This window comes from Mesorhizobium sp. WSM3868 (assembly GCF_002294785.1).
In the GTDB taxonomy this organism is placed as follows: Bacteria; Pseudomonadota; Alphaproteobacteria; order Rhizobiales; family Rhizobiaceae; genus Mesorhizobium.
In genome coordinates this window covers 584,525-610,536 of sequence record NZ_NSGB01000001.1, presented here as the reverse complement: position 1 = coordinate 610,536, position 26,012 = coordinate 584,525, and the positions used below count along the sequence as shown (strand labels likewise).

General features: G+C 62.1%; 25 protein-coding genes and 2 pseudogenes. 17 read left to right on the top strand and 10 right to left on the bottom strand.

Annotation, left to right across the window (positions count from 1 at the left end; genetic code table 11):
• The first annotated feature begins 180 nt into the window (after positions 1-180).
• The 7 genes from CK221_RS02740 (at position 181) to rlxS (ending at position 7,047) form a co-directional block, all read left to right on the top strand.
• Positions 181-600: a DUF2958 domain-containing protein gene (locus tag CK221_RS02740; protein ID WP_095776589.1), complete on the top strand. Its 420-nt coding sequence runs from the start codon at positions 181-183 to the stop codon at positions 598-600.
• Positions 601-679: 79 nt separating this feature from the next.
• Entirely contained in the window at positions 680-2,410 is a 1,731-nt protein-coding gene (locus CK221_RS02735) for a ParB/RepB/Spo0J family partition protein (protein WP_095776588.1), read from the top strand.
• Positions 2,411-2,947: 537 nt separating this feature from the next.
• Positions 2,948-3,271 (top strand): DUF736 domain-containing protein, encoded by a 324-nt coding sequence (locus CK221_RS02730; RefSeq protein ID WP_095776587.1) that lies wholly within the window; start codon positions 2,948-2,950, stop codon positions 3,269-3,271.
• A 151-nt stretch (positions 3,272-3,422) separates the two neighbouring features.
• A complete protein-coding gene (locus CK221_RS02725) occupies positions 3,423-3,683 on the top strand; it encodes a helix-turn-helix domain-containing protein (RefSeq protein ID WP_095776586.1) in 261 nt (86 codons plus the stop codon).
• A gap of 20 nt (positions 3,684-3,703) precedes the next feature.
• Positions 3,704-4,228 (top strand): S26 family signal peptidase, encoded by a 525-nt coding sequence (locus tag CK221_RS02720; RefSeq protein ID WP_245420462.1) that lies wholly within the window; start codon positions 3,704-3,706, stop codon positions 4,226-4,228.
• Positions 4,216-4,899, top strand: coding sequence for a lytic transglycosylase domain-containing protein (locus CK221_RS02715; RefSeq protein ID WP_095776584.1), 684 nt, complete (start codon positions 4,216-4,218; stop codon positions 4,897-4,899). The genes CK221_RS02720 and CK221_RS02715 overlap by 13 nt, the downstream gene beginning before the upstream one ends.
• 177 nt (positions 4,900-5,076) lie before the next feature.
• A complete protein-coding gene (gene rlxS, locus CK221_RS02710; protein WP_095776583.1) occupies positions 5,077-7,047 on the top strand; it encodes a relaxase/mobilization nuclease RlxS in 1,971 nt (656 codons plus the stop codon).
• Positions 7,048-7,109: 62 nt separating this feature from the next.
• On the opposite strand, the gene CK221_RS02705 is transcribed toward rlxS, so the two are convergent.
• From CK221_RS02705 to CK221_RS02690, 4 genes are read right to left on the bottom strand one after another with little or no spacing between them, the layout of a single operon-like run.
• Positions 7,110-8,669 carry an E2 ligase fold family C protein gene (locus CK221_RS02705; protein WP_095776582.1) on the bottom strand — a complete coding sequence of 520 codons (1,560 nt, stop codon included), beginning with the start codon at positions 8,667-8,669 and terminating at the stop codon, positions 7,110-7,112.
• A gap of 2 nt (positions 8,670-8,671) precedes the next feature.
• Positions 8,672-9,160, bottom strand: a complete 489-nt coding sequence (locus tag CK221_RS02700) for a Mov34/MPN/PAD-1 family protein (protein ID WP_095776581.1) — start codon at positions 9,158-9,160, stop codon at positions 8,672-8,674.
• Positions 9,157-9,783 (bottom strand): putative metal-binding protein, encoded by a 627-nt coding sequence (locus CK221_RS02695; RefSeq protein ID WP_245430565.1) that lies wholly within the window; start codon positions 9,781-9,783, stop codon positions 9,157-9,159. Before CK221_RS02695 ends, CK221_RS02700 begins: the two co-directional genes overlap by 4 nt.
• Positions 9,767-10,063: a DUF2604 domain-containing protein gene (locus CK221_RS02690; RefSeq protein WP_095776580.1), complete on the bottom strand. Its 297-nt coding sequence runs from the start codon at positions 10,061-10,063 to the stop codon at positions 9,767-9,769. The genes CK221_RS02695 and CK221_RS02690 overlap by 17 nt, the downstream gene beginning before the upstream one ends.
• A 551-nt stretch (positions 10,064-10,614) precedes the next feature.
• Here CK221_RS02690 and CK221_RS02685 point away from each other — a divergent pair.
• Together CK221_RS02685 and CK221_RS02680 are read left to right on the top strand one after the other, a co-directional pair.
• Positions 10,615-11,582 (top strand): annotated as a pseudogene (locus CK221_RS02685) (DUF1403 family protein).
• A 2-nt stretch (positions 11,583-11,584) separates the two neighbouring features.
• Positions 11,585-12,283: an SMC-Scp complex subunit ScpB gene (locus CK221_RS02680; protein ID WP_095776579.1), complete on the top strand. Its 699-nt coding sequence runs from the start codon at positions 11,585-11,587 to the stop codon at positions 12,281-12,283.
• Positions 12,284-12,522: 239 nt separating this feature from the next.
• On the opposite strand, the gene CK221_RS02675 is transcribed toward CK221_RS02680, so the two are convergent.
• Positions 12,523-12,819 (bottom strand): hypothetical protein, encoded by a 297-nt coding sequence (locus CK221_RS02675; protein WP_095776578.1) that lies wholly within the window; start codon positions 12,817-12,819, stop codon positions 12,523-12,525.
• Positions 12,818-13,204: pseudogene (locus tag CK221_RS02670) on the bottom strand (damage-inducible protein); the annotation flags it as partial. The pseudogene CK221_RS02670 and the gene CK221_RS02675, both read right to left, overlap by 2 nt.
• 242 nt (positions 13,205-13,446) lie before the next feature.
• On the opposite strand from CK221_RS02670, the gene CK221_RS02665 reads away from it, so the two are divergent.
• Positions 13,447-14,721: a DUF4238 domain-containing protein gene (locus tag CK221_RS02665; RefSeq protein ID WP_095776577.1), complete on the top strand. Its 1,275-nt coding sequence runs from the start codon at positions 13,447-13,449 to the stop codon at positions 14,719-14,721.
• A 2-nt stretch (positions 14,722-14,723) separates the two neighbouring features.
• Here the strand turns inward: CK221_RS02665 and CK221_RS02660 are convergent, their stop codons facing one another.
• Both CK221_RS02660 and CK221_RS02655 read right to left on the bottom strand, forming a co-directional pair.
• Positions 14,724-15,599: a hypothetical protein gene (locus CK221_RS02660; RefSeq protein WP_141245928.1), complete on the bottom strand. Its 876-nt coding sequence runs from the start codon at positions 15,597-15,599 to the stop codon at positions 14,724-14,726.
• Positions 15,600-15,641: 42 nt separating this feature from the next.
• Entirely contained in the window at positions 15,642-16,370 is a 729-nt protein-coding gene (locus tag CK221_RS02655; protein ID WP_095776575.1) for a DUF2971 domain-containing protein, read from the bottom strand.
• A 151-nt stretch (positions 16,371-16,521) separates the two neighbouring features.
• Between CK221_RS02655 and CK221_RS02650 the strand changes: the two genes are divergently transcribed.
• The 3 genes from CK221_RS02650 to CK221_RS29585 all read left to right on the top strand — a co-directional run bounded on the left by CK221_RS02650 (position 16,522) and on the right by CK221_RS29585 (position 18,044).
• Positions 16,522-16,773 carry a helix-turn-helix transcriptional regulator gene (locus CK221_RS02650; RefSeq protein WP_170954332.1) on the top strand — a complete coding sequence of 84 codons (252 nt, stop codon included), beginning with the start codon at positions 16,522-16,524 and terminating at the stop codon, positions 16,771-16,773.
• 93 nt (positions 16,774-16,866) lie between these two features.
• Positions 16,867-17,832: a HipA domain-containing protein gene (locus CK221_RS02640; RefSeq protein ID WP_245420464.1), complete on the top strand. Its 966-nt coding sequence runs from the start codon at positions 16,867-16,869 to the stop codon at positions 17,830-17,832.
• A gap of 74 nt (positions 17,833-17,906) precedes the next feature.
• The gene (locus CK221_RS29585) at positions 17,907-18,044 is read left to right on the top strand and encodes a type II toxin-antitoxin system HipA family toxin (RefSeq protein ID WP_141245929.1); all 138 of its coding nucleotides are present in this window, start codon (positions 17,907-17,909) and stop codon (positions 18,042-18,044) included.
• 1 nt (position 18,045) lies between these two features.
• Here the strand turns inward: CK221_RS29585 and CK221_RS30660 are convergent, their stop codons facing one another.
• On the bottom strand, positions 18,046-18,288 hold the full coding sequence (locus CK221_RS30660) for a hypothetical protein (RefSeq protein ID WP_245420466.1): 243 nt from the start codon (positions 18,286-18,288) through the stop codon (positions 18,046-18,048).
• A gap of 15 nt (positions 18,289-18,303) precedes the next feature.
• On the opposite strand from CK221_RS30660, the gene CK221_RS30655 reads away from it, so the two are divergent.
• A complete protein-coding gene (locus CK221_RS30655) occupies positions 18,304-18,630 on the top strand; it encodes a hypothetical protein (protein WP_245420468.1) in 327 nt (108 codons plus the stop codon).
• A 110-nt stretch (positions 18,631-18,740) separates the two neighbouring features.
• Here CK221_RS30655 and CK221_RS02630 read toward each other — a convergent pair whose 3' ends face one another.
• On the bottom strand, positions 18,741-19,922 hold the full coding sequence (locus CK221_RS02630; protein ID WP_143749015.1) for a hypothetical protein: 1,182 nt from the start codon (positions 19,920-19,922) through the stop codon (positions 18,741-18,743).
• A 266-nt stretch (positions 19,923-20,188) separates the two neighbouring features.
• On the opposite strand from CK221_RS02630, the gene CK221_RS02625 reads away from it, so the two are divergent.
• The 3 genes from CK221_RS02625 (at position 20,189) to CK221_RS02615 (ending at position 25,813) form a co-directional block, all read left to right on the top strand.
• Positions 20,189-21,244 carry a hypothetical protein gene (locus CK221_RS02625; RefSeq protein WP_095776570.1) on the top strand — a complete coding sequence of 352 codons (1,056 nt, stop codon included), beginning with the start codon at positions 20,189-20,191 and terminating at the stop codon, positions 21,242-21,244.
• A gap of 73 nt (positions 21,245-21,317) precedes the next feature.
• Complete coding sequence (locus CK221_RS02620; RefSeq protein WP_095776569.1) at positions 21,318-24,611, top strand: NERD domain-containing protein; 3,294 nt, start codon at positions 21,318-21,320, stop codon at positions 24,609-24,611.
• A 284-nt stretch (positions 24,612-24,895) separates the two neighbouring features.
• Positions 24,896-25,813 carry a hypothetical protein gene (locus CK221_RS02615; protein ID WP_095776568.1) on the top strand — a complete coding sequence of 306 codons (918 nt, stop codon included), beginning with the start codon at positions 24,896-24,898 and terminating at the stop codon, positions 25,811-25,813.
• The last annotated feature ends 199 nt before the right edge of the window (positions 25,814-26,012 follow it).

Here is a 26,012-nt window from a genome sequence, read left to right as displayed (position 1 = left end):
ACGCCGGAAGGCGAGCAGACGCTCATTCCCGGTGTCCGGCCAGTCACCACGCGCGACCGGCTTTTCGCTTCTCATTCACGCGCCGATGCGACCGCGCAAGGCACGAAAGCCGCTCGATATAGGCCTTTTCGACGAAGGCGCGCGCAATGAACTCGACCTGTTTTGACAAGGAATTCAGCAATGATCCTGATCACCGACGACCTTTGCGCCCGTCTCCTCGCCAATGGCGCTTCCGACACCGAAACCGACCATGTTCCGGTCGTAAAACTGTTCGATCCGACCGGGGCAGCAACCTGGCTCTTGAGCGAACTCGCCGCCGACGGCGACACGCTGTTCGGCCTTTGCGATCTCGGCGTCGGCTTTCCCGAACTCGGCAGCGTCAGCCTTGCCGAACTGCAAAGCGTCAAGGGCCGGCTTGGCCTCGGCATCGAGCGCGACCGTTATTTCAAGGCCGAGTTTCCGCTCTCCGTCTACGCCGAAGCCGCGCGGCTGTGTTGCCGCATTACCCAGGACGAGCGTCTGCTGCGGCAGGCAGCAGACGCGCTTGCAAGCCCCCATTCCGAGCTTCCGCCTGACATGGCGGAACAGACGCGCCGCTAGGGCGCGAAAACCGTCCCGCCGCGCCGGCCTTGCGGCCTTTGCGGCGGGAGAACCTCAACCAAACCGAAGGAGACAGATCATGCAGCTTGCTCATATTCCGCTTGATAGGCTCAACATTTCCGCCCTCAACATGCGCCACGGCAAACGCGCGCCGGACATCTCCGATATCCTGCCGTCCGTTCGCGCGCGCGGCGTTCTCGTGCCGCTTCTTGTGCGGCCCAACGGGACGCCGGAAAGCTTCGAAATCGTCGCCGGCCGGCGACGCTATTTCGCCGCCAAGTCGCTCGCAGACGAGCGCGGCGAGAGCCACGCCTTGCCCTGCGCCATCATGGAGGACGGCGACGACGCCGATGCGCTCGAAGCCTCGCTCATCGAAAACATCGCTCGCCTCGACCCCGACGAGGTCTCGCAATGGGAAACCTTCTCGCGGCTGATCAAAGAAGGCCGCTCCATTGCCGACATCGCCGCCACCTTCGGCATCACCGAGCTTCAGGTGAAGCGCATCCTGGCACTCGGCGAGCTTCTCCCCAAGATCCGCGAAGCATACCGCGGCGAGGAGATCGACGCCGAGACGGCGCGCTATCTCACCATGGCTTCGAAAGCGCAGCAGAAGGACTGGCTGGCGCTTTATGCCGACCCCGAGCAATACGCGCCGCGCGGCTACCAGCTGAAACAATGGCTGTTCGGCGGCCAGTCGATTTCCATCAAGGTGGCGCTGTTCGCCATCGAGGACTATCCGGGCATGGTCGTCTCCGATCTGTTCGGCGAGGACAGCTATTTTGCCGATGCCGACGTGTTTTGGCTGAAGCAGAACGAGGCGATCGCCGCCAGACGCGACGCCTATATCGAGGCTGGATGGAGCGAAGTGACGGTGCTCGAACCGGGGCAGTATTTTCATTCCTGGGACCACGAGAAAACGCCAAAGAAGAAGGGCGGCAAGGTCGTCATCACCGTCTCGCATCGCGGCGAGGTCGAGTGTCACGAGGGCTGGCTTTCGCGCAAGGAAGCGCGGCGCGCCCGCGCCGATGACGAGGGCGGAGAGCCGGACGAACAGGTCCTCAAGCCGTCGCGGCCTGAACTCACCGGCCCGATGCAGAACTATGTCGATCTGCATCGTCACGGTGCCGTGCGCACCGCCTTGCTCGATCATCCCGCCATCGCAATGCGCCTCATGGTGGCGCATGCGATTTCCGGTTCAAGCCTGTGGCAGGTGCGCCGCGAGCCGCAGCGCGCGGCGAACGAGACGGTCGCCGCCAGCCTCGCCACCTGCAAGACCGAAGCCGCCTTCGCCGAAAAGCGGTGTGAGGTTTTGGCGCTGATTGGGCAAGCGAACGATGATGGCCCGCTCACCGGCGGCCACGTCGACGCCCTTGCTTTCGCCAGCGTCTTTGCCCGCTTGCTGGCGCTCTCCGATGACGATGTCTTGCGCGTTCTCAGCCTTGTCATGGCCGAGACGCTCGAGGCCGGCAGCGCCGTCATTGAGGCGCTTGGGCATAATCTGAACGTCGACATGGCTGCTTTCTGGCAAGCGGACGAGGCGTTCTTCGAGCTACTGCGCGACAAGGAAGTCGCCAATGCCATGCTCGCCGACATCGGCGGCAAGCCTGTCGCCGACGGCAATGTCTTGGAGAAGGTCAAGACGCAAAAGAAGATCATCCGCGACTTCCTTGCCGGCGAGGACGGCCGAGAGAAGGTGGAAAGCTGGCTGCCGCGCTGGATGAAATTCCCCGCCGAAAGCTACACAGCGCGCGGCGGCTTCCGCACCGCCGATCAGTGGGCCAAGGTCCGGCACCTGTTCGTGTCGGAGTGACCGGCCAAGCCCCAAGCGGCGGCATTTCGAAAGCCGCCGCTTGGGGCACCTCTCGGGCAGAACCGGTTGCACTTTCGCGATTTTTGAAGCGCGCACTGCATGTGGTGGTCCGACGCAAATCGATGCCCTCGCCAGCCCTGTGCCAGGCCAGAATGCTCGCCGAGGCGCCACTCGGGTAGGTACGTCGTCGCTGGCTGCGGTGTCTGAACCCGTGCCAAGCCCGGTACCCGCCATGTTGCTTGGGGATCGTGTCAGCCGATCGCGCGATCTGTCCCCCAAGCGTCTTTCAGGACCATTTCCCTGCGGTTGGCTTGTCGACCTATGGGCGGTTCCGACCCGCCCGAAACCCTCGGCCAGCAGCTTTTTTCCCCGCCGCCTATGGCGGCTTCCTCGCGCCCGCTTCGCTCCAAAAAAGCCGCCCGCTCGGGTCCTGCGCTGTCGCTGCGGCCCTGTCGGGTTCAGGCGGGCCGGACGCGCCCATCACGGTCCGCCATCGCAGGGGAATGGTCCCCGGCGACAGCAAAACAGGAGACTAACATGACCGCGATCGGATACGTCACCAAGCAGGAAAACGGCGGCTACAAGGGCCAGCTCAAGACGCTCAGCGTCCGTGCCGACATCGACATCGTGCCCAACCAGGGCAAGACCGCCGACAATCATCCAGACTTCCGGGTGCTGACGCAAGGCGTCGAAGTCGGCGCCGGCTGGATCCGCATGGGCGAAGCTTCCGGCAAGGACTATGTGAGCCTGTCGATTGCCGCCCCGGAGTTCGGTCCACGCAAGCTCTACGCCAATCTCGGCCGCGCCGCCGGCCAGGACGATGACGACACCTACGCCATCATCTGGAACCCCGTCGACTAAACGGCGGAGCTCCGAGCCCCGCGCCGCGACCGGCGCGGGGCTCATCTGACAAGAGCGGCGAAAACTCGCCCCCGACTCTTCGCCCGTCCCCGCAGCGACCTCGCTCGCCCATCCTCTCCGTCGCTTCTCCTTAAGCGATACGAGGACAATCATGGACGACGAAAACGAACGCGCCGCCCGCGCCAAGAAGGGCAGCCCCTTTCTCAATACCGCGCAGGCAGCCTTCTATATCGGCCTCTCCCAGCGCACGCTCGAAAAGATGCGGCTCAAGGGCAGCGGCCCGAAATTCCGCAAGCACGGCCGCTATGTCCGCTATCACATCGACGAGCTCGACGAATGGTCGAAAGGCCATCCGCACTGCGGCGCTCCCGAAGCCGGTTCCACGCCGGCCGACGATGGGGGCCGCTCATGACCCGGCGTCCTTTTCTGCGCATGATCGGCTCCGGCCTGCGCCGCATTCGCGCCCGCAAGACGATCGCCATTGCCACGATTGGCCTCAGCCTTTTAGGCTTCACCACGTTCGCAAAACCCACGCCCTGGCTGGTCTGGAACGCCTCGGCTAGCGTGCCGATCGGCCTCTATCGAATCGCTGCGGGCACGCCGGCGCTGGGCGATCTGGTGCTCGTCCGCCCGCCTGATTACGTGGCGTATCTGGCGGCCCAACGCGGCTATCTGCCTGTCAATGTGAAACTCGTCAAACGCCTTGCCGCACTGCCCGGCGAGCATGTCTGCGCCTTCCATGACGCCATCATCATCGGCGGCGACATCGTCGCGCGCCGGCTCAAGATCGACGCCCAAGGCCGGCCCTTGCCATGGTGGAACGGCTGCCGGGCACTCACGAAGTCCGAGGTGTTCCTGCTCGGCAGCGAGACCAATCGCTCCTTCGACAGCCGCTATTTCGGGCCGGTGCCGGCCCAAAAAATCCTCGGGAGGCTCGTGCCGCTATGGACCGAGTGACCCTCCTGATGTTAGGCATGATCGCCACCGCGCCATGCGCCTGTTCCGCCTCGACCGGCGCCGAGCCGGTCGCCATCTCCCAAAGTCCGCAGCTTCGAAACTGGCAGCAGTTCGTAGCCGAAGCGAGCCGGCGATTTCGTGTTCCGCAGGCCTGGATCTACGCCGTCATGGATGCCGAAAGCGGCGGCAACACCATGCGCGACGGCCGCCCCATCACCTCTCGCGCCGGCGCCATTGGCCTCATGCAGGTGATGCCCGCCACCTATGCGGAGATGCGCGTGGCCCATGGTCTCGGCCCAAATCCGCACGATCCGCGCGACAATATTCTCGCCGGCACCGCCTATCTCCGAGCCATGTATGACCGCTTCGGATTCCCCGGCCTGTTCGCCGCCTACAACGCAGGCCCCGAGCGCTACAAAGGGCATTTGAAGCACGGCAAGCCATTGCCGAAAGAGACCGTCGATTACCTCGATCAGCTCAGGGCGGCGGGGATTTCGGCCACCGACATGAAACAATTCAAGGGCGAATCTGTCGCTCCGGAGAGGCGAAAGGCACCCTCGGGGCGCTCGCTGTTCTTCCTCCACGACGGTGTTCGCGCCGGCACGCGAAACGGCGATCTGCTCGTGCCGCTTCGCAAGGATGACATGCGGCCGAAGGAGCCGGATGGCTAGGAGTTTGGAGGCTGTGCGCGCGCGACAAGGGCAGTGCGCGTAAGGCAAGATAAAGGTACCGCCTCCGGGAGGCGGTCAAGTCTTTGTCTGCACATCGTTTTTCGAGGAGGCAGCTGGCGGGGCCAGGAGGCTGCGGCGCCTAAACCGTTGATCTAGCTTTGGATTCCGGAGGCCGACATGCAGGACGATGAATTCAGGCCGAAGCTCGGCAAGATCGGGTCGCGCGGATCGAAAGCAGGCAAACGCTTCGCCAGCCAGATCCGGACAGCGATCAACAGGGCCGGCGGCCGGCTGCAACGCGATGGTCGCTTCACCGGAAGCCGGGCAGGGCGGGGAGGGGCGGCCGCAGCACTCCTCAAATCCCGCGACCGGTATGCCGCCTTCCGCCAGCGGCGGGTCGTCGTCAAGGCCCGCTTCGTCAAGCTCGCCGGCAAGGGCGCGGACGGGGCGCGTGCGCATCTGCGCTATCTTCAGCGCGACGGCGTCACCCGCGAAGGCGAACCTGGCGACCTCTATGGCGCCGATAGCGACCGCATCGATGGTAAGGCGTTTGTCGATCGCACTGATGGCGACCGCCATCAGTTCCGCTTCATCGTCGCAGCCGAAGATGGCATCGAGTATGAGGACCTCAAGCCGCTGACTCGGCGCCTCATGGCTCAGATGGAAGAGGACCTCGGCACCAAGCTCGACTGGGTCGCCGTCGACCATTTCAACACCGGTCATCCGCACAGCCACATCATCGTGCGTGGCAAGGACGACCGCGGGGAGAACCTCGTCATCGCCCGTGAGTATATTTCGAGCGGCATCCGCGAGCGCGCTGCCGAGCTGGTCAGCCTCGATCTCGGTCCACTCACCGATCGCGAGATCGAGCAGCGCCTGCGCCAGGAAATGGAGCAGGAACGCTTCACCAGTATCGACCGGCAACTGCTGCGCACGCGTCACGATGACGGTCTTGTTTCGACAAACGGCCGCGACACCTTTCGCCAGACGCTGCATCAGGGCAGGCTTCGCAAGCTGGAGCGCATGGGTCTGGCCGAGGACGTCGGCGCTGGCTCCTGGCGACTCGACGGCGAGCTGGAAGCCACCCTGCGGCGTATCGGTGATCGCGGCGACATCATCAAGACCATGCATCGCGAGCTGGCCGGCAAGGGGCTCGCGCGCAGTGCCGCCGACTGCGTGATCCACGATCGATCCGGTGAGCCGGCCCAGCCCGTCGTCGGCCGCGTCGTCGCTCGCGGGCTCGCCGACGAAATCAATGACCGGCAATATCTTCTCGTCGACGGAGTTGACGGTAAAAGCCATTGGATCGACATCGGCAACGGTGAGGCCACCGAACCGATGCCAGAAGGCTGCATCGTGCTTGCCACCCCGAGGAGCACCGAGCCGAGGCAGGTCGACCGTACTGTCGCCGAGATCGCCGCAGCCCATGGCGGCCGTTACGACGCTGATATCCACCTGAAGCATGAGCCATCCGCCACCCAGAGCTTTGCGCAAACGCATGTCCGGCGGCTGGAGGCAATCCGCCGCGCGACCGGCGGCATCGAGCGAGAGCCGAACGGCACCTGGCTGGTCGCGCCGGACCATCTCGATCGTGTCGTGGAATACGAGCGCCAGCGGGCCAGGGTCGAGCCTGTCGTTGTCGACAGGCTGTCATCAATGCCGCTGGAGCACCAAGTCAGCTTTGAAGGTGCCACCTGGCTCGACCGGGAACTGGTTGCCGACGGACCAGAGCGGTTGCGCAACTCAGGCTTCGGGCATGAGGTCCGGGAGGCGCAAGCCAGCAGGCGGCACTGGCTGATCGCGCAAGGCCTCGCGCGCGTAGAGCAGGATCGGATCGTCTACCGCGCCAACATGCTTTCGATCCTGCGGCAGCGTGAGTTGCACCGTGTTGCCGGCCAACTGTCGGAGGAACTTCGTCTGCCCTATGCTGAAGCGCGATCCGGAGAACGAGTACAGGGTACGCTCCGCCGTTCCGTCGAGCTTGCCAGCGGCAAATATGGCGTGATCGAGAAGTCGCGCGAGTTCACACTGGTGCCATGGCGACCGGTGCTAGAGCGACACATCGGCAAGGAGGTTTCCGGGATCATGCGCGGGGACGGGATTTCCTGGGCGATCGGCCGGCAAAGGAGTGGGCCAAGCGTGTCATAGTGGCGCCGACATCTCACGCGCACAAGCCGCCGCTCTGGGGCAAGGGAGACGTCCGCGTCTGCTTAGGAGCCGGAGACATAGCTTAGCTGCTCAACGTTCTTGCTATATTTGCGCCTGTACGCGGCGATGAAATCGCCGTCGCTACAGATGCAGCGGCCGCTGGAATATTTGGCCTTCGGATCATGCAAATGAGAGCCAAGGGGGCGCAGAAGATTCACCCGAGTGCTCGTCGTAGCGCTCATGGGAAAACCCGCACTATGTTTGACCAGCTCCGCGGCAAGCATAATCCCGGCAAGCGCTGACTGAAAGGCCATCGGAACCACGGTTCGAACGAGGCGATTTCCATCGCTAAGCTCGAACACCAGACCGCCGCAGATCGCTTGCTGATAAAAGGAGCGCAAGGGCTGGCCAACAAACGGGGCTAGCGGTTCAAACGGCACAGCCATCGCAGTAGCCACCCGAACTACAAAGTCGTTGGGAACTCCGGCATTGGTCTGCAGCAGCGTTTTTACCTGCTCGTGTGCTTCCGGTATTCCGAGTTCCTCGGCAATCAGCTGGTGCTCGTCCTTGGATTTCCCCGACGGCATGTACATGCAACAAAGGCAAGCCTGGCCGTCATCGAAACCGTGCCGCGAGATTCCGAGATCGTGCTCCTGGGTCCAGGCATTCGCGATCCATCGGGGCAGAGCACCTTGGACAGCGAGACGGTCGGCGGCGGTGTCAAGCGCCACACCCACTTGGTCGAAGACCCAATTGCCCCTGCGCGCAACATATTCTGCCCACTTCACCGGGTGCGCCTCGACATCGAGGGCGGTCGATCGAAGGACGGTGGTTGCAAGGACCGCCTTGGACATGCCTATCTCCGCCTGGCCGGCTAATGCGTAGCGCTGCAGGTTTGAGAGTTCGATCGCTTCGGGATCGATTACATGCAGGCGACCCGAGAGGCCGGGGTGTCTCGCTAGCGTCCAAAGCGTGCCGTGGCCTATCGCGCCGAGCCCAACGAGGTGCGTTTCGCCAAGGTCGACAGGGAAATCGATCGGGCCTGCCTCGCCGGCTTTGGTCTTGTCGTAGCTGTATAACGAGAGGTCAATTGTTTCGTCCAACTCGGCGCCGGTCAGTTGGGCGGCGAAAATGGTTCGAAAGACATTGGCGGCGCCGAAGCAACCGGCGGCGCCAGCTCCATAGGGCAGCAAACTTGAGCCAGAGCCCACCGGGTCCGTAAGCGACAGCTTGGCCGACCAACCGTCCGATCCCATGAAAAAGGTTGGGCACCGGAGTGATGGGCGCGTTACCCCTGCAACTACGCAGACGGTGGCAGATTTGCCGGAACGCCGGATGCCGACTTTTGGATTGATCGACTTTGCCAAGCGCTCCAGCGCTTGGGTTTGACAGCTTGCCGCGCTGTCCAGCGGGAGTATCGCCAGAACTGGGTAGAGCCTGGCGAGCAATCTCACCGCAAGATCCAGCGTCGCCGCGCCTTCGGCGCAGGAAGCCGCCTGATTGTCGAACGCGACTGCCACGACCTGCTTTTCAAGAGCGGCTTTAAAGTCGCCCAGATGAAAGTCGGCCAGCACCTGAGATGCCGCCGTGGCAGCGCGGTCGATGAAGTTTGCAAGGGCCATCGTCAGCTCGTTATCGTGATCATTCGCATCAGGGCCGTGGACGCGACCTCATTCCAGTTCGCCTTCGCGTCAAGTCGGTAGGCAGCGACGCGAGCAAGATCGAAAGGCTCCCGGGCGAAATTCGGCACTACCAGCGACAGACACCCAACCGTGCTAGCAACCGCATAAGCGTCGTCGGTCGTCGAATGGTAGGCGCGGCCCGGATGGCTGTGAATCTGGGCCAACAGTTTCAGGCCGCTTTTGTAGAGCCAGACATTGAGCCGGTGCAGTTCTTCGGCCGGAACTATCACGCAAACGCCATCGCTTGTCCGAATGTGACGCTGCGCCGGGATAACCGTCTCTGTTACGGCAAACTGCCGGTGTTGCTGAACGCCGACCCAGAGCGCCATCCCCTCATTGCCCTCGCGACCAACTGAGCGCAGATGCGCATGCGTGGTCGAGATGCAGCCGCGCGGGAGAGTCACGGTCGCTACATCTTTCAATTCAGTCATTCCGGTATCGCCTGAGGCGACACCGCCATTCCCACGACGGTCGGTTGGAGATGAATCTGCAACTGCTCTACAGGATTGATTCCGTATTTGATGATCTTGTCCAGAATGAAGGCCAAACAGCCTTCGCCAGAACCCCGATGAAGTAGCCATGGGTCACCTGAATGGGCTGGGTTATCGTGGTATTCGCGGATACCCGCCATGCACAGGAATGGGGGGTCTTCGGGGCCGTTGGCCTGGATGAAGTCCGTCAAGGCCACAGCATTCTGCTGGATCAGGGCTGGGATCATCTCCGGAGGAGTTCCCGGCAACGCAGGACGTCTCAGCATTCTAAGCATCAAATCCTTCCGGGCAACTGGCTGACGGGTAAACGGGTCTACGAAGACCACCGAAGGAGGTCGAAGGTCGAAGTTGGAGAAGTCGATCTCGACAGCTGCACCGATCATCTGTGGCTTTATCTTCGGCGGTGCAAATATGAAGAAGGCGCTCGGGAAGCTCGCCTCGATCAGGAAGCAGCCTTGAGCACGATAGGCATCTGCATATGGCCGGAACCGGCCCATCTCACGATCAAACTTCGCTCGGGAGACCTCCGGGTCCACAGCTTGGAGTTCAGGCACCTGCAACACCCGCCTTCAGGCTTAGGAACAGGGTCACAGGATTCGCGAAACCGAGATCGCCAACTTTTTTGTCGACGTCAAGCAAGTTGCCGGCCTCATCCTTGAATTCCCAATTCTCGGGCGGTTGGGCGACGTTCTGCGTGTTTTCAAGGGCTTTGGTACGAACGACGTGCAGCGGCTGGTTGGGATTGGCTTCGACCTGCGTGGGCTGGCCGTTCACGACCACCGTGATCTCGATCTTGCCTGGCCCGCCGCCGTGATTATCGGTCTTACCTGAATCCTTCGACATTGTCCTACTCCTGTGGCTTGCCAATCCCGCCCCCTCGTGCCCACCTGCTGGTGAGACCGTTGGTCTTCAATCGTCCACGCGGCGCCACGACCGCGAGTACGCGAAAGACAGGGGATAAGCTACCGAATCGGTGCTACCTCTTTTATCCGCGACTTGAGCAGCAAGTAAACGGGCTGAAATTGCTCTTCACAACTATAATCGATTAAAGCAATGCCAAAATATTGGAGCCCCCCGATTCATGTGCGCTTTCACTCGCCTGCTCCAGTTGCAGCGTGCAACGTTGGCCCACCCCGTGCAAGTACGCCGCCCGGTATGATTTCATGTTCGATTGGGCGGGCGCTGTGATGATTTGGCTGGGGCGGCTTCCGGCCGCTGTCATCTACGGACGTCCGGATGCGCCCGGAGAACGATGCTAACCTATTGCGAGTGGAAGAAGTAGAGTTAAACGACTGGTAAGGCAACATTATCATTCGTTTTGTCGCGCCGACAGGCTGTGCGTTTTGGTGCGAATTTCATGGCGCAAAGCGCACGAGCACTTTACCCTCGAACACATGATTGGCCTCGATCCCCTCGCTGCCAATCCCTTGCCCGCCAGCCCCATCGCGACGCCGACAGTCCCGGCCTGGGCGCTCGCTGGCGGCAGCGGCCCGAGCGACGCCGACGCCGCCTTCCTGGCCGGCGCCGCCTTGGCTTCGCTCGACCCGCTTGCCCGGGCGCGGCCCGCCTGGGCCGGCGCCTGGCGGCAGAGGCTGGCGCTAAAATGCGCGGCCGCCAGCATGCGGCTCGCCGGCCGCGCCGAGGACGAAGCCGCCTTGCGCGACGCCTGGCATCTGCGTCCCGCCGGCGCCGATCCCGGTCCGGCCGGCGCCGTCCTTGGGGCTTGGCGGCAGTTGGCCGTGCAGCCGGCCCTCGCCAGCGCCGGTCGGCTCGAAAAGATCGTCGACCTGCTTGGCCTCCATTGGGAAGGCGCGGCGCTCGCCGATCTTGGCACGGAGATCGAAAAACTGGCGGGCTCGCAGCGGCCGGCGCCATTCACCGCCGCGGCGATCGCGACCCACGTTGTCGCCATGCGCCCCGACGCCGAGCTGCTTGCCTGGTGGCTGGCCGACCTGGTGCTGGCGCAAAGCCTGCGCTGGCCGGAGCCGCCGCCGCTGCTGATGGCCCAGGCTTTTGCTCCAGCCTTCCGCACAGGGGCCGGTGGCGGGCGCGCCCGACCCGGCGAAAAGAGTTTTGAGCGCGCGGTCTACGTCGCGCTGGTTCAAGCGGCGGCGGATGCCTGCCGGCTGGCCGGCGAGGTTTCGCGGCGCGCGGAAAAACTCTTGTCGGTGGCGCCAAAATGCGCGCCAAGGGCGCCGGCGACGTGATTTTTTTGCTTCTGAATGAAGATGCTGTCGCCGGATCGCTGACAACGAAAAACATGTCGCGTTTTGCGGCGCGACGCCTGTTCGAGCGCTTGCAACAACTGGACGCCGTGCGCGAGCTCTCCGGCCGTCCCAGCTTCCGGCTGTTTGGGCTGTAGCGATGAGCGAAGCGTCCGCCCGCCGCAAGCCGAATGATCAGCCGACGCTGCTCGACACCGAGTTGGAGCATCTGCCGCCAGAGCTGCGCTGGCGTGAATGGATGGGCCGCGTCGAAGCCGTGGTCTTTGCGGCCAGCGAACCGGTGACGCGTAGTGTCCTCGCGCGGGTGGTGGGAAGAAACTGCAACATCGAGCTGATCATCGACGACATTCGCGCCGAGCTCGCCGGCCGCCCCTACGAGCTGGTCGCGGTCGCCGGCGGCTGGCAGCACCGGACCAGGAAGGCCTTTGGAGACACCATCCACGCCGCATTCGGCCAGCAAGGCGGCAGGGGCGAAAAAGAGCTGTCGCAATCCGAGGCGCTCGTGCTGATGTGTATTGCGTACTTCCAGCCGATCACCCGCGCGGAACTGTCTTCCTTCTTCGGCAAGGAGGTGTCGCGCGACCTGATCGGCGTGCTGCGCGCGCAGGAGCTGATCGCCTCGGGGCCGCGCAGCCCGCAACCGGGCGCGCCCTACACCTATGTGACGACGAAGAATTTTCTGTCGCGGTTCGGGCTCGACACGCTGCGCCAGCTGCCGGATTTCGAGGCACTGGAAGACGCTGGACTGCTGTCAAAAGAAAAGCTGCTCACAGGTAACGTCATGCCAGGATTTGCCGACGACAGCGATCTCGAAGCTGTCGCCGTCACGGACGAATAGCACACCCGCGCTAGGACAGATGATCGAGTTGCACGAATACGCGCGCGGGACGCTTCAATCGTGCGAGCTGTAGTCTCCGACGCGATGCCACAAAGGTGTCGACCTCGGACCGGCGACGTATGGCGCGATCATGGTTCTCTGGAAGTAACCAGCAAGGGGATGTGTCGAAATCTATGCTGACGTTCGACAACTGTGTGTCGGCGATCGGTAAAGTGGTTTCCTTGAAGCCGCAGGAACGTTCATAAATCTCCCGACGCCGACGCGTGGTTAGTGAGCCGGGCAAGGTTCGCATTTAATCGGTCCATTCCCTCGCAAACGCTTGCGGCGATTCGCTTTTGCCACTCAATTGACTCTCGATCAGCATTGAATAGCCGATGAATATCGGCGCGGACGCAGGATTTTCCGAAGGAGCCGAATACAGTCTCATGCAGGATGCCGACGAACTCTCGATTGCGTTCGTCATTGCTCATGCTGCCGAGCGCGGCGTCCAGGCCGGCAAGCAGTTCTTCGACATCAGCAGCGGTTGCCTCGAACATGGCGAAGCCCTTCCTCGAAGCAGGCGAGCACCGAGGCCTCGTCGCCGGCCTCGACATAAACGACGCGGCCGGGCAGCAGCCCGGCCTGGGCCAGCGCCGGCGCGAAGAGATCCTGCCGGGTGACGCACCAGAGCACCTTGCCCCTGGTGCGCGCGGCGATGCCGGCGGCAAAGAGCGCTGCGGCCGCCCCATCGATCGCCCCGTTGAGGCCGCCCGCCACCTAATGCAGCGCCCCGAGCGCCAGCCCGCCTCCCGGCAGGACCTTGTCGATGGAGGCCCCGCCGAACGGCAGTGTTGTACGATTGCGCGCCGACCCACCTTCGAGGCGTGCGATTCGCTCGCGAGCGCAGCGATGGCAGGGCTGGCGGCCGCCTGACCAATGGATAATCACTCTCAAACAGTCCCCAATGGATTTTCGGGTTGATATGTTCCCTATGTGTTCTATTCGATGGGAATGAGTCAATCGGATTCGCGGCGCGGCCCCAAACTTGATCGCGGCTGCCCGTTCCAGATGCGGCGTGACATTGCCGGTCATCGGCGGCAAAACGGAGTTTAGCGCTATTGAGGGCTTCCGAAGGCCTCTGAACGATCAATTGCGCTGAAGACCGCGCATCACGGCAGAGAACGATGAGTCGACCATCCAAAAAGCATCACTTCGTTCCGCAGGCCCAGCTTCGGCACTTTGCCGCCGATCCAGAACGGCGCTCCATCTATGTTTTCGCCAAGCGGTCCGACCGGTCGTTTCTGACCTCGATTGCCAATGCCGGTTCCGAGAACGACTTCAATACGGTGAGCCTGGGCGATACCAAATGGAACTTCGAGGACCTGTTCCAGGAGGTCGACGCGCGTTCGGCCCGCCTCGTCGCCGAAATGGTATCGCGACGCTCGCTGGCATGGATGACGGCGGATGATCGTATTGCCCTGGCTGATTTCTTCGCGACCCAGATGCTGCGGACGCATTTCAGCCGCACGGGACCAAAGCATTTGGCAGGCCAATTGCGGGAGATGACGCGCCAGGTCGGCTATGACCCGGATGCCGATCCGCACATGGCCATGCCCTCTGACGCGGCAGTGAGGCTTGGTGCCGTCAAGGCGTTCCTTGAACGAGAAGGTCACACCGTGGCGCTGCTTGGTCTTCATCCCGCCCTCTACGCGAGCGACGGAGAGCATCGCTTCATCATCTCGGACCATCCGGTCAGCCGCATCAACGCCTTCCCTTATGGAGATGTCGGGCTCAAGTCGCCGGGCGTTATGGTGATGCTGCCGGTTTCGCCTGGCCTGACGCTTGCCCTGCATTGCCCGACGATTGTCCAGCGTTACGAACTGGCTGCGAGCGCGGATCTCGAGCCCGAGCGCAGGGCAAGAATGATCCGCTATCGGGATGGCCTGCGGTCCGGTGAGCCGATCGCCATCGATGGCGACATGGTGCGCTACCTCAATGGCCTCCAGGTCTCGCAAAGCGCCGGCTATCTTTATGCCGACACCGATGCGTTCGACTTCGCACGCGAGATCCTAGGGAAGGATGAGGACCTGCGCAGCGTCGAGACCCATGTCGAGCTCGGCCAGATGGGGAACGCGCCTCCACCGCGATCGGGCATGCCCGCGGGGACGCACCTCGTCATCTTTGGTTCCCTCGATCACTGCACACTGGCGATTGAAGAGATCGACGAGAGCGGCGAAGGCCTGACGGCAAGAACCGGGCAGGTCGATCTGCTGGCCCAGGTCGCTGGCGACACCGGGATGTTGCGGGTCGAACTCTATGTTGATCGGCAGGTGAGGCGTGGGATGAGCCAAGTGATGGTGGAGCGCTTTGGCGAACGGTCATCCGGCTGGTTTCGGGTCGTCCATCGCGATCCGAGCCTGAGATCGCTCAGCGCTCAGCTTGATGCCAGGCGCGGCTGAGATTACCGGGCGCGGACAGAGCGCTTCAATATCCGGTCGAGATCGGCGTAGCTGAAGGCCGGCGCGCGGCCGACCAGGAAGGATGGCGCGAACACATCGATCACCTTCTGGCCTGGTTTGAGAGCTTCGCGTATCTCGCGCCGAGCCCGTTTCAGTTGCGCGCTGGAAGGGTTTGCGATGCCGTCACGTTGCAGAACGGCCGTGACCATGCGCTCCAGCCGATCCTGCCGCAGGCGCCCGATGCAGTAGGTTCGGATGTATCGCAACAGCGATTGCAGGAACAAACCCTGGCAATGGAACGACTGCATGCCCCCGCCGAGAGTTGCGGCGAATGCGGCCGTCACATTCGAGGTGCGGTTCATCTCCCGATAGAAGGCCAGGGTTTGCGCCTCGAGGAAGCCGACGCTGATTTCCTCAGCCGGCGCGCAGAAGAGATAGGCCGGCACGGGTCGCTTCAGGCTCACCTGCTTGTAGAGATGCAGGCCGAAGCACAGTGCGAAGATGGAGGTGAGATTGTTGGCTGTTGCAACGTTGAGGGCCCGCAGATCCTCGATGATCTCGCTCCAGCCAATACGATCGCCGCTCGGCGCAAGCAGGAGGCCGTCGGCAACCGTTCCGTGAGCATCGACGTGGAGCACGGGCCTCAACCCCTGCTCGGCCTCCGTCGTCAGCTGCCTGAACAGATCCTTCAGTTCGGCGCGGTCTCGGACGGCACACGCGATGACGGGGAAACCGCCGGCAATGGCGAGGCCCTCAAGGTCTTCGAGGATGCGCCGGCTTGGCCCCATCTCCTGTTCCGGCAGCGAGTGGATCCACACGATCGCGTTGGTCTGCAACGTTTCCGAGATCGTTAGAGCGGTGTCTGAATAGAATATCATTCTGGTGGGTCTCGCCTCGCCCCGACTCCCGTTCGCTGGGTTTCAGACATAGCGGGGTTTGCCCAGAAGGGTGGAAAGCTCAAGGCGATCGCTGAGCCCCGCGGCTGCCACATGTTGAGCGACGGTGGCGCGCTCGGTTTCGGTGATGGTCGAGCCGAGCACGATGCGGTCGATCAGGGTGGGAAGATCGACGTCGACAAGGATGCCGTGTTCGGGAACCCGGACGCCAAATTCCTCGGCCATGCGAACGGAGATTGCGAGCCGATACTCCCGCTCCCATTCAAAGGCCCTGTGCTTAAAAAAGAACCGGTCGAGCATAGCGACGCCGCGCATCCGAATCTGGGTCAGGTCGACATATTGGACCGGACCACTCCACAGATCTTCGACGCCATATTCCGGTTTGAGACGGAAGGGCTTGAAGGCGGCGCGCATGCGATCGGGCGTCGTGCAGATGGCGATACCCTTGTGCTCTCCGGCGTAGAGCTTCCACATCGCATCGCTCTCGTAGGCGGCGCGGTGCCAGCAGCTTATCTTGGTCAACCGCTTCAGTTGGAAGAAGGCGTGCTCCACGCTTTCCATTTCGGCATAGCGCGGATCAGGCGGCGGCACGTTCAACTGGACGGCGACGGCGCCTTCGAACGGATCGATGAACTGGTTGGCCGATGCGAAATAGAGCCGGCTCTCGGCGAGCGTTGAAAGGAAGCGCTCGAGACGGAAGTACTTCCAGAGCGTCTCGTTGCCCTCGACAGCAATGTCGCCAACCTTGCGCATGATTACCCCACAGCGACGTTCATAGCCCGGTTGGTGCGGAGAGATACCACCGAACGGTTATTTTTCCGCTCGTTGCCTTGAAATTTCACCAGTCGGTGATATTTGTTCGATACTAACCGCTTTATCACTGAGCGTTCATAGGATGTCAAACATGCACATTCGGAGCGTCGACGACGTTCGCCGTTTTCTGCGGGAGGAGCGCAAGCGTCGCGGCCTGACCCAAGGCCAGCTCGCTGACCTTACGGCGACCTCGCAGAAATGGGTCAGCGATTTCGAGCGTGGCCGCGTCGATCCGCCAATGTCGATCGTGCTCAAGGTGCTGGTGTTGCTGGGCGTGACGATCGCGTTCTCGCCGGCGACAATCTCGGCGAGTGACCCGGCAGACGCAGGATCCGAATTCTGATGCCCGCATCCATCCGCCTTTACGGTCTTCCTGTTGGCGTCCTCGACGTTGCCAGGGATGGCGATTTGTCCTTTCGCTACGAGCCGGGCTGGCTTGAGCGCACGCAATTGCCGCGCCATCCGCTTTCTCTGGCGCTACCTCTCTCGCCAGATCCCTACAACCATGATCGCGCCGGTCCGTTTTTCGATGGGCTGCTGCCGGACTCTCAGCAACGCGCGAGGCTCTGGCTATCTGCAGGTCGATGCCACCGACGACTACGCGCTGCTCTACCAGCTCGGCCGCGATTGCCCGGGCGCGGTCACCGTTATGCCGCTCGACGATGAGGTGATCGCCGACGAGAATGTCGAGACGAAGTGGGACGTGCTGGACGATGATCGGCTTGCCGAATACATCGAGGCCCTGCCGCGGCGGCCGCTGTTCATCGACGCCGACGGGGAGCTGCGGCTGTCCCTTGCCGGCGTCCATCACAAGGCGGGGGTCGGCGTCGTCGATCGCAGGATCGCGCTGCCGAGAGGGCGCACGCCGAGCACTCACATCCTAAAGGTCGACATTGACGGTTTGCCGGATTCGATCCGCGTCGAGCATTTTTGCCTGCGCGTAGCCGCGGCTGTCGGCATTCCGGTGCCGTTCTCGACCATCCGAGTGGTCAAGGACACGCCCTATATGGTGATCCGGCGATACGACCGTGTCGGCGTGAATGGGCAAGAGGTTTTCCGTCGCTTGCATCAGGAGGATTTCTGCCAGGCGCTCGGGCGGTTTCCACGGCAGAAGTACGAAAAGGATGGCGGGCCGGGCTGGCAGGAATGCTTCGAGCTGATGAAGAAGGTCACCGATGTCGTCACGGCCCGCACGCAACTTCTTGATCGCGCGATCTTCCAGTTCCTGGTTGGCAACCCGGACGCCCACGCCAAGAACTACTCACTGCTCTATCGGCTCGATCGCATCGAGCTCAGTCAGCTCTATGATGTCAACAACGCCGCCGCCTTCCGGTCCTTCTACAAGGAGCAGCGTCCGCGGCTGGCGAGTTCGTCGGGGGCAATCGTGATCCGCTCACGCTGACGCCGGAAAACTGGGAAGCCTTCGCCAAGGATACCGACTTCCGTCCCCGCTTCGTGCTTCGGCAATTGCTCGATATGGCCGAGCGCATGATCCCGGCAGCCGAGAAGGTGCTCGCGGAAATGAAAGGGACCGAGGCCGACAGCAAGCTGCTCGCGCTGGCAGTCGAGGACATCGTGCAGCGCTGCACCGCAGTGCGCGCCTGGAGCGCATAGTTCAAGGATTCCCAGCCGCGTCGCGGCTCGGCGTGGATTTCATAATGTCCGTCAGGAGCTGGTCGATGCTGCCAGCCGATGCAGCAAGCCTGCCGTCGACAACATGTGGAAGGTCGTTCTCTTCTTCATAGCAATAGCTGGCTGCGAATTCCTCAACGGCTTCCCCCGCCAGGGGGACGCCTCGATCCCTCAGGCGCTCATAGGCAGCGACGACAAAGTTGAACAGAGCGCGGTTGATGTTCACGACCGGACCATACCAATGGAACATCTGATGGCAGGCCTGCCGAGCCTCCTCATGATATCGCTTTGTCGTCTGTATCGCCGCGACGACGTTCCCGCGTGGGACGAGGCACATCGTCATCAGATCCGTCGTTATCGGGTAGCCGCCGATCGGAATGAGTCTGACGACGTGCCGCAGTTCCTGTTGATGGTGGAAGTAGTTGCGGAGGCACTTGAGGGCAGCAAATTCCTGGACGTCAAGAAATCGACGGCCGCTCCGACCTTCAGTCAATCATTGAGACTGTGTGCCGCCTCAAGGAGCGAGAACAGTGTGTCGCGGCTCGGCGAAACGCAATGCGTCCGGTAGAGCCGAAAGAACCTCTCGGACGCTGCGCCAACATTGGCCAGATCGACATCTTCTGTCACAGCGAACCTCCAATCCAATATGCGCGTGTCGAAGCCGTCATCTATGGCGTTCTAGCCCGAAGCCTGCGACGAACCGCGCTGCAATAGCTCGTTCAGGAAGGCATCCTGGTTTTCTGGAGGCGACGGTGAGGTTGCTGCGCCGATCAAGGCACACACGCATCGACGCGCAAGCCGTCGAGCGTCCAGTCGCACTTGGCTTGGTATGTCCTGCATCGCCTGGCCATGGAGGAAGTCGCTCCTCTCCTTGAAAAGCGCGAGGTATCGCTCGCCGGCGGAGGCGTCGTCCAGCAGCGCCGCCAAGCGCCATGCGACCCGGGCGGTCGCGCCCTGACGCCGTTGTCCGCTGATTTTCGGGCGCTTCCTGGAGTCATGATCGATTGGTTGTCCTAGCGCTGCCTCGATCACGGTGACATGCGCGAGAAATTCGTCGATCCCATCGCTCGCGAACGCCCGGATCACGAAGTGCTCGATCGGGCGATGAAAGAGCGGGGAACGTCGAGCTTCCGAGAGTTCAGTCCAGGCTGTATCATCCAGATAGGCTGTTTGGGGGATCGCACCGTCGGTCAGGGGCAACCGCGCAGGTCGTTCAAGCTCCACCATGGCACCGTCCTCATCTTCGTAGAAGTCCGGTTCCCACGACAATGTGTCGGCATCGGGCGGCGTCGCTCGGCGCGCAAACAGGTCGTCCGACAGCGTATGGACCCATGGCACGCGAAAGGGACGCCAATCCAAGTCGGAATAGCTGGTGACTTCCTCCCAGGAGGCCGTCAGTAGCGCGAAGAGCGCGGCTTCGACCGGAGCGGGAAAGTGCCTTTTGTGCGGTCCGATCCGCCCGAAATCCTGTCGCAGATCGGCGAACAGTCCGGGGAGGACGCGGCCGCCAGATTTTCCGGGGAGGACCACGATCTCTTCGACGACAAGCCAGGCAAACCGGCTGAAGCGCTGGCTGTCGAAACGCCAGCCGGGCCGTTTTCGCGACAACCCATCGGTGTCGAGGAGATCGTCCAGCTCTTCTGCCGTGAAGTTTCGAATGGCATTGGGTCCAAAACGCAATTCGGGGACCTCGTCGCCGAGATCAAGCGGACAGAGATGGACCAGGCGCGCTTCGGTTTGCCTGAAGGCTTGGTCAAGGCGGGCCGCTGCGATAGCCGGGGAGACAGCAAAGCGAGCTGGTGCGCCATCGCTCCAGCGATAGCCGAGGCCGTGGAGGGCGTGGCTGAGGGCGAAGTTCACGGCGTCCTTCGATCCCGCTGACTGATAGAGCCGTTGGCAGGTTTCCCGAAGCCTCACAAAAGCGGGGGAGGCATATAGATTGCCTGCTACCGGACCATCGTGACGCCACAACGCGTCGACGGCGGATACTAGCTCAATTGGGAGCGGGTTGTTCAGGACGCGAACTCCTTTTGACTATCTGAAGCTGTCCGAATGCGACGGGTCAAATAATGTAAGGTGCGGCGAGCCGTAATGTCACGGTTGCGGGGCGCGTTAGGAGAAGATCCGTGCGATCGATCGTTCCCATTGCAGAACAACTGGACCGCGCACTTGCCGAACTGACAATTGATCACCCGCTCAATGAACGGATCGCACTGATCCTCGTCGACAATGGCGTTGAGCTGATGTGCCATCAAAAATGCGCTGACGTATTGTTCGAAGACCGGCACGGGAACTCCCACCGGCTCACGCCGGAACAGCGCAGCGACGCGCGTGGCCGCGCCTTCGACAGGAAGATCCAGTTTCTAAAAGAGCTCGGTCACATTCCGCCCGATCAGGTCCGGGCGATGGGAATCCTGCACGAGTATCGGAACCAGCTCTATCATGTCGGGCTCCGCGACGATCCGATCATCGGGCAGCTCGCACACGTCTATTTCCGCCTAGCTGCTGGGCTGCTCGAGTCGCTCCTCGGTGCACAGCGTCATCTGCGCTGGGAACCTGAAGTAGTCAGTGATGCGGCACGTCGACTTTTGCCTGAGTTGGTAACCACTAAGTACCGCAGAGCCAAGGTCGATATGGCTGGACTACGCGATCGGCTGCTCGCGGCTTGTCCGCAACCACCAATGTCGGTCGAGCGAGCGTTGAGCGCGCATTTGTTGTTTCGGGTCGAGCAGGCGGAATCGGCCTTCGAGATCATCGCCAGGGGACGCTCGGGAACAGACGACCCTGTCGATACGCTGCGGACGATCCAACTCGAAGCTGACACGATCGCCGAAATCGTTCGTTTTCGCCGCGATGGCGACAAGGCACTGAAGGCAAAGGGCCTCCCGCCCAAGCCGCTTGATGTGGACGCGCTTGGGATGGCGCGAGGGACGAAAGTGTTGGTCGATCTCAATGCGCGCCTGCTGCCTAAATGGAAGCCGAGATACCCGCAGTTGCCGTTCGAGAGCTGGAGAAAGCGGGCCGGCTCGCTTAGCGCCAAACGGGCGGCCCTGGCCGCACTGGAGATGTTTGATCAGATCAGGAAAGAGATAGACCAGCTGGAAGAAATCATGGCCGAACCCATCGAGAATATGCACGGGTGGCACCAGTACCTCGAAGATGTCGCCATGGACAGCCGATAGCATTCGGTCGGTGCGGTCATGATGGCCTGCATCGAGGAGTGCTTTTCAGCAATGAAGCTGTAGAATCCACATCATGAACCCGACACGCCCACTGACGATCTTCTGCGGGGGACCGCTGGAACATGACTCGGAACGTATCTTCCTGCGCGCCCTCGTCGACCATCTGGCGCGAGGCGCGGCGGCGGCAGTCGTCCTGTGCAATTTCCAGCTCAAGGGTCGACAGATCGACTTCGTCGTGGCGACGGAGGATGCCGTCGCCCTTATCGAAGCGAAAGCCACCAAGCTTCCGGTTCGCGGCGAGATCAATGGACCATGGGAGCGGCTGTCGCCGTCCGGCGAGTGGACGCCGTTCCGCAACCCCTATCAGCAGGCGCTCGACGCCAAGAACCGTTTGCGTGATGCCATGGCTCAGGCGGCGCCCATCGGCGATTTCTACCCGGATGGGTTGGTCGCGATGACCGGTGACCTCCCTGCTGGGTCAACCATCACTGCGGGCGACTTCAAGGTTCGGATCGGGTCGACTGCCGAGGTGCTGGCTGCCTTGGCAGCGAGGGGAGACAGTGTATGGTCACTGGCGGCCTGGCAGGGCTTTGCGCGGTCCTTGAAGTTGACCGCTACGACGGTGGACGCCGCGCTGGCAGCCGAAAGTTCCTGGACATTTAGCGAGTGGGCGGAACGCTATCGGCGGGCATTCGCTGCAGAATACCAGCCCGATGCCGATCTATGGATCCCGGAAGATGATGAGCAAGCAGAGGCTCTCATCGCATTCACCAATGAGCAGGCTGGCAGCTTTTTGTGGGGACCCTCCGGGTGCGGCAAGAGCCTGATGGCAAAGTGGCTGGGAGTCCAACTGACAGCGACGGGCGCCATATGCCTCTTCGTTTCGGCAAAGCTGTTTTCGGGCTCGTGGGCGGAGGCGGTTCAGCGCGAGATTTCTCTGCTTGTTGATTCCTATGATCCGCGATTCCTGCGCCGGGCTACGCAATTGGGGATACCGGTCATCCTGATCTTCGACGGATTGAACGAGCTGTCGGCCGACAATGCGCGACAAGCGCTGCGGGGACTCAAGGCTCTCGCAAGGCGGTATGAGGCGCGGGTCGTTGTGACGAGCCAGGAGTCCCGTCCAGAAGGTCTGGCTGGCCTGAGCAGTGTCAGGGTCGGGAAGCCCTCGGAGATTTTGAAGGCACGCATCGCCGAACGGGGACATGGAGTCTTGACCTCGGCGGCAAAGGATGTGCTGCGCGGCGTGCGGAGCGGGCTCGAGGCGGGCATCGTGGGTGAAATCGGCAACGAGCTGCGGCCGAACGTTACCCGCCTTGAACTCGTTGACCAATTCATTCGCACGCGACTGGGTCCACATGCGCGTTCGGGTTCGCTGGGCCTTCGACGGCTCGCGGCGCGCCTCACCGACGAAATGGCCTATTCCCTATCGGAGATTGCCTTCGATGAGTTCATGCTGGCACAGCGCCTGACGTTCGACGATTGCGAGGCAGTTCTGCGGGCCGGCGTTCTGGAAACTCGAAGCGGCAGGGTGTCGTTCAGTCACGAAATCTTTCAGAGCACGTGCGCCGCTCAAGAACTGGTCAGGCTGGCGCAGACGAATCCCGCGAAACTTGGCGTCCAGTTGGGCACGCCGCTCTTTCGTCCACTGGCCCGCGACATCATCGCCGCTCTCGACACGGAGCCCGCTTCCCGTGCGGTGCTGGATGAAATCACGGACGCAGACATCATTGCCGATGCCGCCGACGGTGAACTTGGTAGCGTGGCGACCGTGACCGCCTGGGCTATTCTTGAGACCAGCCACGCTAGTCTTCTCGCCCAGATCGCGCAGTCCACGCTGGTCCTGACGAATGGTGAGGCCTTCAAGCGCCTCGAATGGGAAGGGCACATCGAGCCTCCGCCGACGAGTCGAGCCCGCTATCAGGCCTTGGGCGTTCGCGCGGCCAAGGGCACGGGCATCGAGGAATACCTGGTTCTGTGCCGAGCAATGGACACAAAACTGCACGAGGAACGATCAAGGCTTGCCGAGGCGGCTCGTGAGGGCAACGTCGCCTTGCGTAGTGAAGCGTTCGCACTGGCCTATTATGGCTTCGGATCGCGCCACAACTTCACGCTCGCCGCGACACAGGCTGACGCAACGAGGTTCACCCATATCATCGGCAATCGGCCACCGAAGATCGCGATGCGATCTCTTGTCGGGTTGACCTCCGGCGAGCTCCTGTTCGTTCTCAAGCAGCGCCATGAGCTGTTTGGCAAAGCGGATGTCACGCGATTCACGCTTGAGCTGACCGAGGTATTGCGCACGCGGTGGAAATACGAGCCCTATCATGTTCGGCTCGAACTGCTGCATATCGTCGGGTTCGTCCGGGACGCCAAGGAGACGGCGAGAGCTGGTCTTGTCGAGGCGATCAACGCCCTCGAGATTCATCCTTCGAACTGGGCGTTGAATTCGAGCGTGATCGATGCCCTCAAGATACTGGGAGCGCTTGACGACGAGGGCGAAGGGCAGCGAGCTGCCATTCACGACGAGGTTGTGGCTGTGATTGGGGAAGCGGACAGCGACGAGATCCGCGAGCAGGCTCTCAGCGTCTACACGCGGATGTTCGATCACCCGTTTGACTGGATTTATGCCGAGGAGGTCTACGGGCTGCCGGAGGAGACACAGCGTCTGCTCTACCGTCGCGCCTTTCAGGCTGATGGAATCGGCGATTCCATGAGCGTGAGATACTTGGCGCAAAGGATCGCAGAATACGAAGAGCCTTCAGACGCTCCATTGTTCTCGAACCTGGCGCGACTTCCGTCGCAGACGAATCCGATGAGCCAGGACGAGTTGGCGGCCTTCGTCCTGGCGGTTCGCTTCCTCGCACGGCACGCCGCGCCGCTTCCGGTTGTGGAGGCTGAGAACGATGCACAACAATGCATGGTTCTCATCAGAACGTTGGTCTATGCGGCCGAGTCCGGCCGCGACGTCGACAGGGAACAGGCACGTGCGGCCTGGGAGAAACTGCACGCGCTCCCTGCGCAACGTGTTATCGGCTGTCTCGCAGAAATAAACGAGCCGCTGGCGGCAAGTCATGTGGCGGAACGACCACCTAACTATCTAGCTCTCAACCTGGTGGATGTGTTTCCGGTCGACCTGCTCGCGGTCAGCCGGAAGTTGGTTGATGAGGGCTTGCCCCCGACATCGTACCATCGGGTAGGCTTTCGTGATCGGGACCTGCATTTCGCCTTTGGCGTGATTGCGAAACACGGCGACCGCAGCGACCTTGGCAGGCTGCGGCGTGTAACTGCAGATCAGCCGTTTGCGCAAAAGGCCATTGAGGTCATCCGCGCAATCGAGACATCTGCAGCCGCCGTCAGCGGATAGCCCAGACTCGCGGACTCACGGTGCTCCACAACGGCCGCGACAATGCGCGGACCCGCCTCGTCGATTAGGGCGGCGCGCTGCTCCTCACCAAGATTGGTTGCCCGCGCCACCGGCGTAGCTTGCGGACAGGTTCGAATCGCCTATGCTGGAGCATGGCTGATCCGGCCATGCCGTCCACATTGGCGAAGCCCGCGGGCAGGAATGAACGATCACCCCGTATGAACCTCTCTCCAAGGTGCGCGGGCCAAGTGGACACGCCATTGAAGCACCGCCGGAGCGGTTCCATGCGAATGCATTTTCCCGATCTCACTCGGCCGAAACAGGCCGCAAAATATCTCGTTCGCGCGTCGACCGGACTGAAGCTCGCAACGGTGCACGAGGCGCTTGCGCGGGCACTCGGCTATCGAGACTGGCACGAGCTTTCGATCACTAGTCACCCAAACGCGCTCGCTGCTCATGATGGTCCAGATCTCGATGCCGCGCTTCTCACGATCCTCGATCTGGCTGATGCCCTTGGCCTTCCGGACGGCCATGTCCAATATGCCGTTTCGAGGGCCCGTCTACTGCGAGCGACGCCGTGGTCGATCGATGAGCATATGGTCCTGCGCGCCTCCATCTGGCGGCGACGTGTTTTCGGGCCGCCGGGCCGCGGCAAGCCTGGAACCGTCGTGAAATACAAAGCCTATGACTCCGCCGCCCTGGCCTACCTTCGCTATCCCGGCCGGCCCACCCACCTGCTCTTCGACACGGGATTTGGTATGCGGGCCGACTTCGAGGTCGCCACTCCGCGCACTGCGCTTCCGGACTTCGTGCCATCGCGCATCTGGTTGCCCTACGGGCTCTGGCAATTGACGGACGGATTGGAAGTCGCCTTCTCGCGCGACTATCTTCCAATGTGGCGCATATCGAACGATGGAACTGAGCGCCTTGCTCCCTGGCTATGGATCAAGGACATCGCGGAAGAAAAACACTTCGCCAGTGGTGGAACCGCCATCTGGGCCTCCGGCGCTGCTCGGGACAGTGCCGTCGCCTACCTTCAGCAACATCGCATTTCCGAGTTGCCGATGCTGACCGACATCATGCCTCACCTGTTCGAGCCCCAGGTCGAGTCCCTGCAGGACGGCGTTGCCCGCCTCTGTGGCTCCCGAGGCGATGCAGGAGCCCCGCCCTACGCTAAACTGAACGATCGTGTGTTGGCATGATCCCCAGCTTGTTGCCATCTCCCACGGCAAGTCGCCCCCGAATCTGCTAAGCGGTAAGTATTGATGGGCTCGGACTATATGGCTGCAGTCAAGAAGAAGACTTATCCGCCACTAGATACACGTTTCAGATTTGCGGAAGACTCGTTTGCCCGATTGGCGGGCGGGTGGGACTCTCACCTGCGCCCTGCTGTGGGGGTGG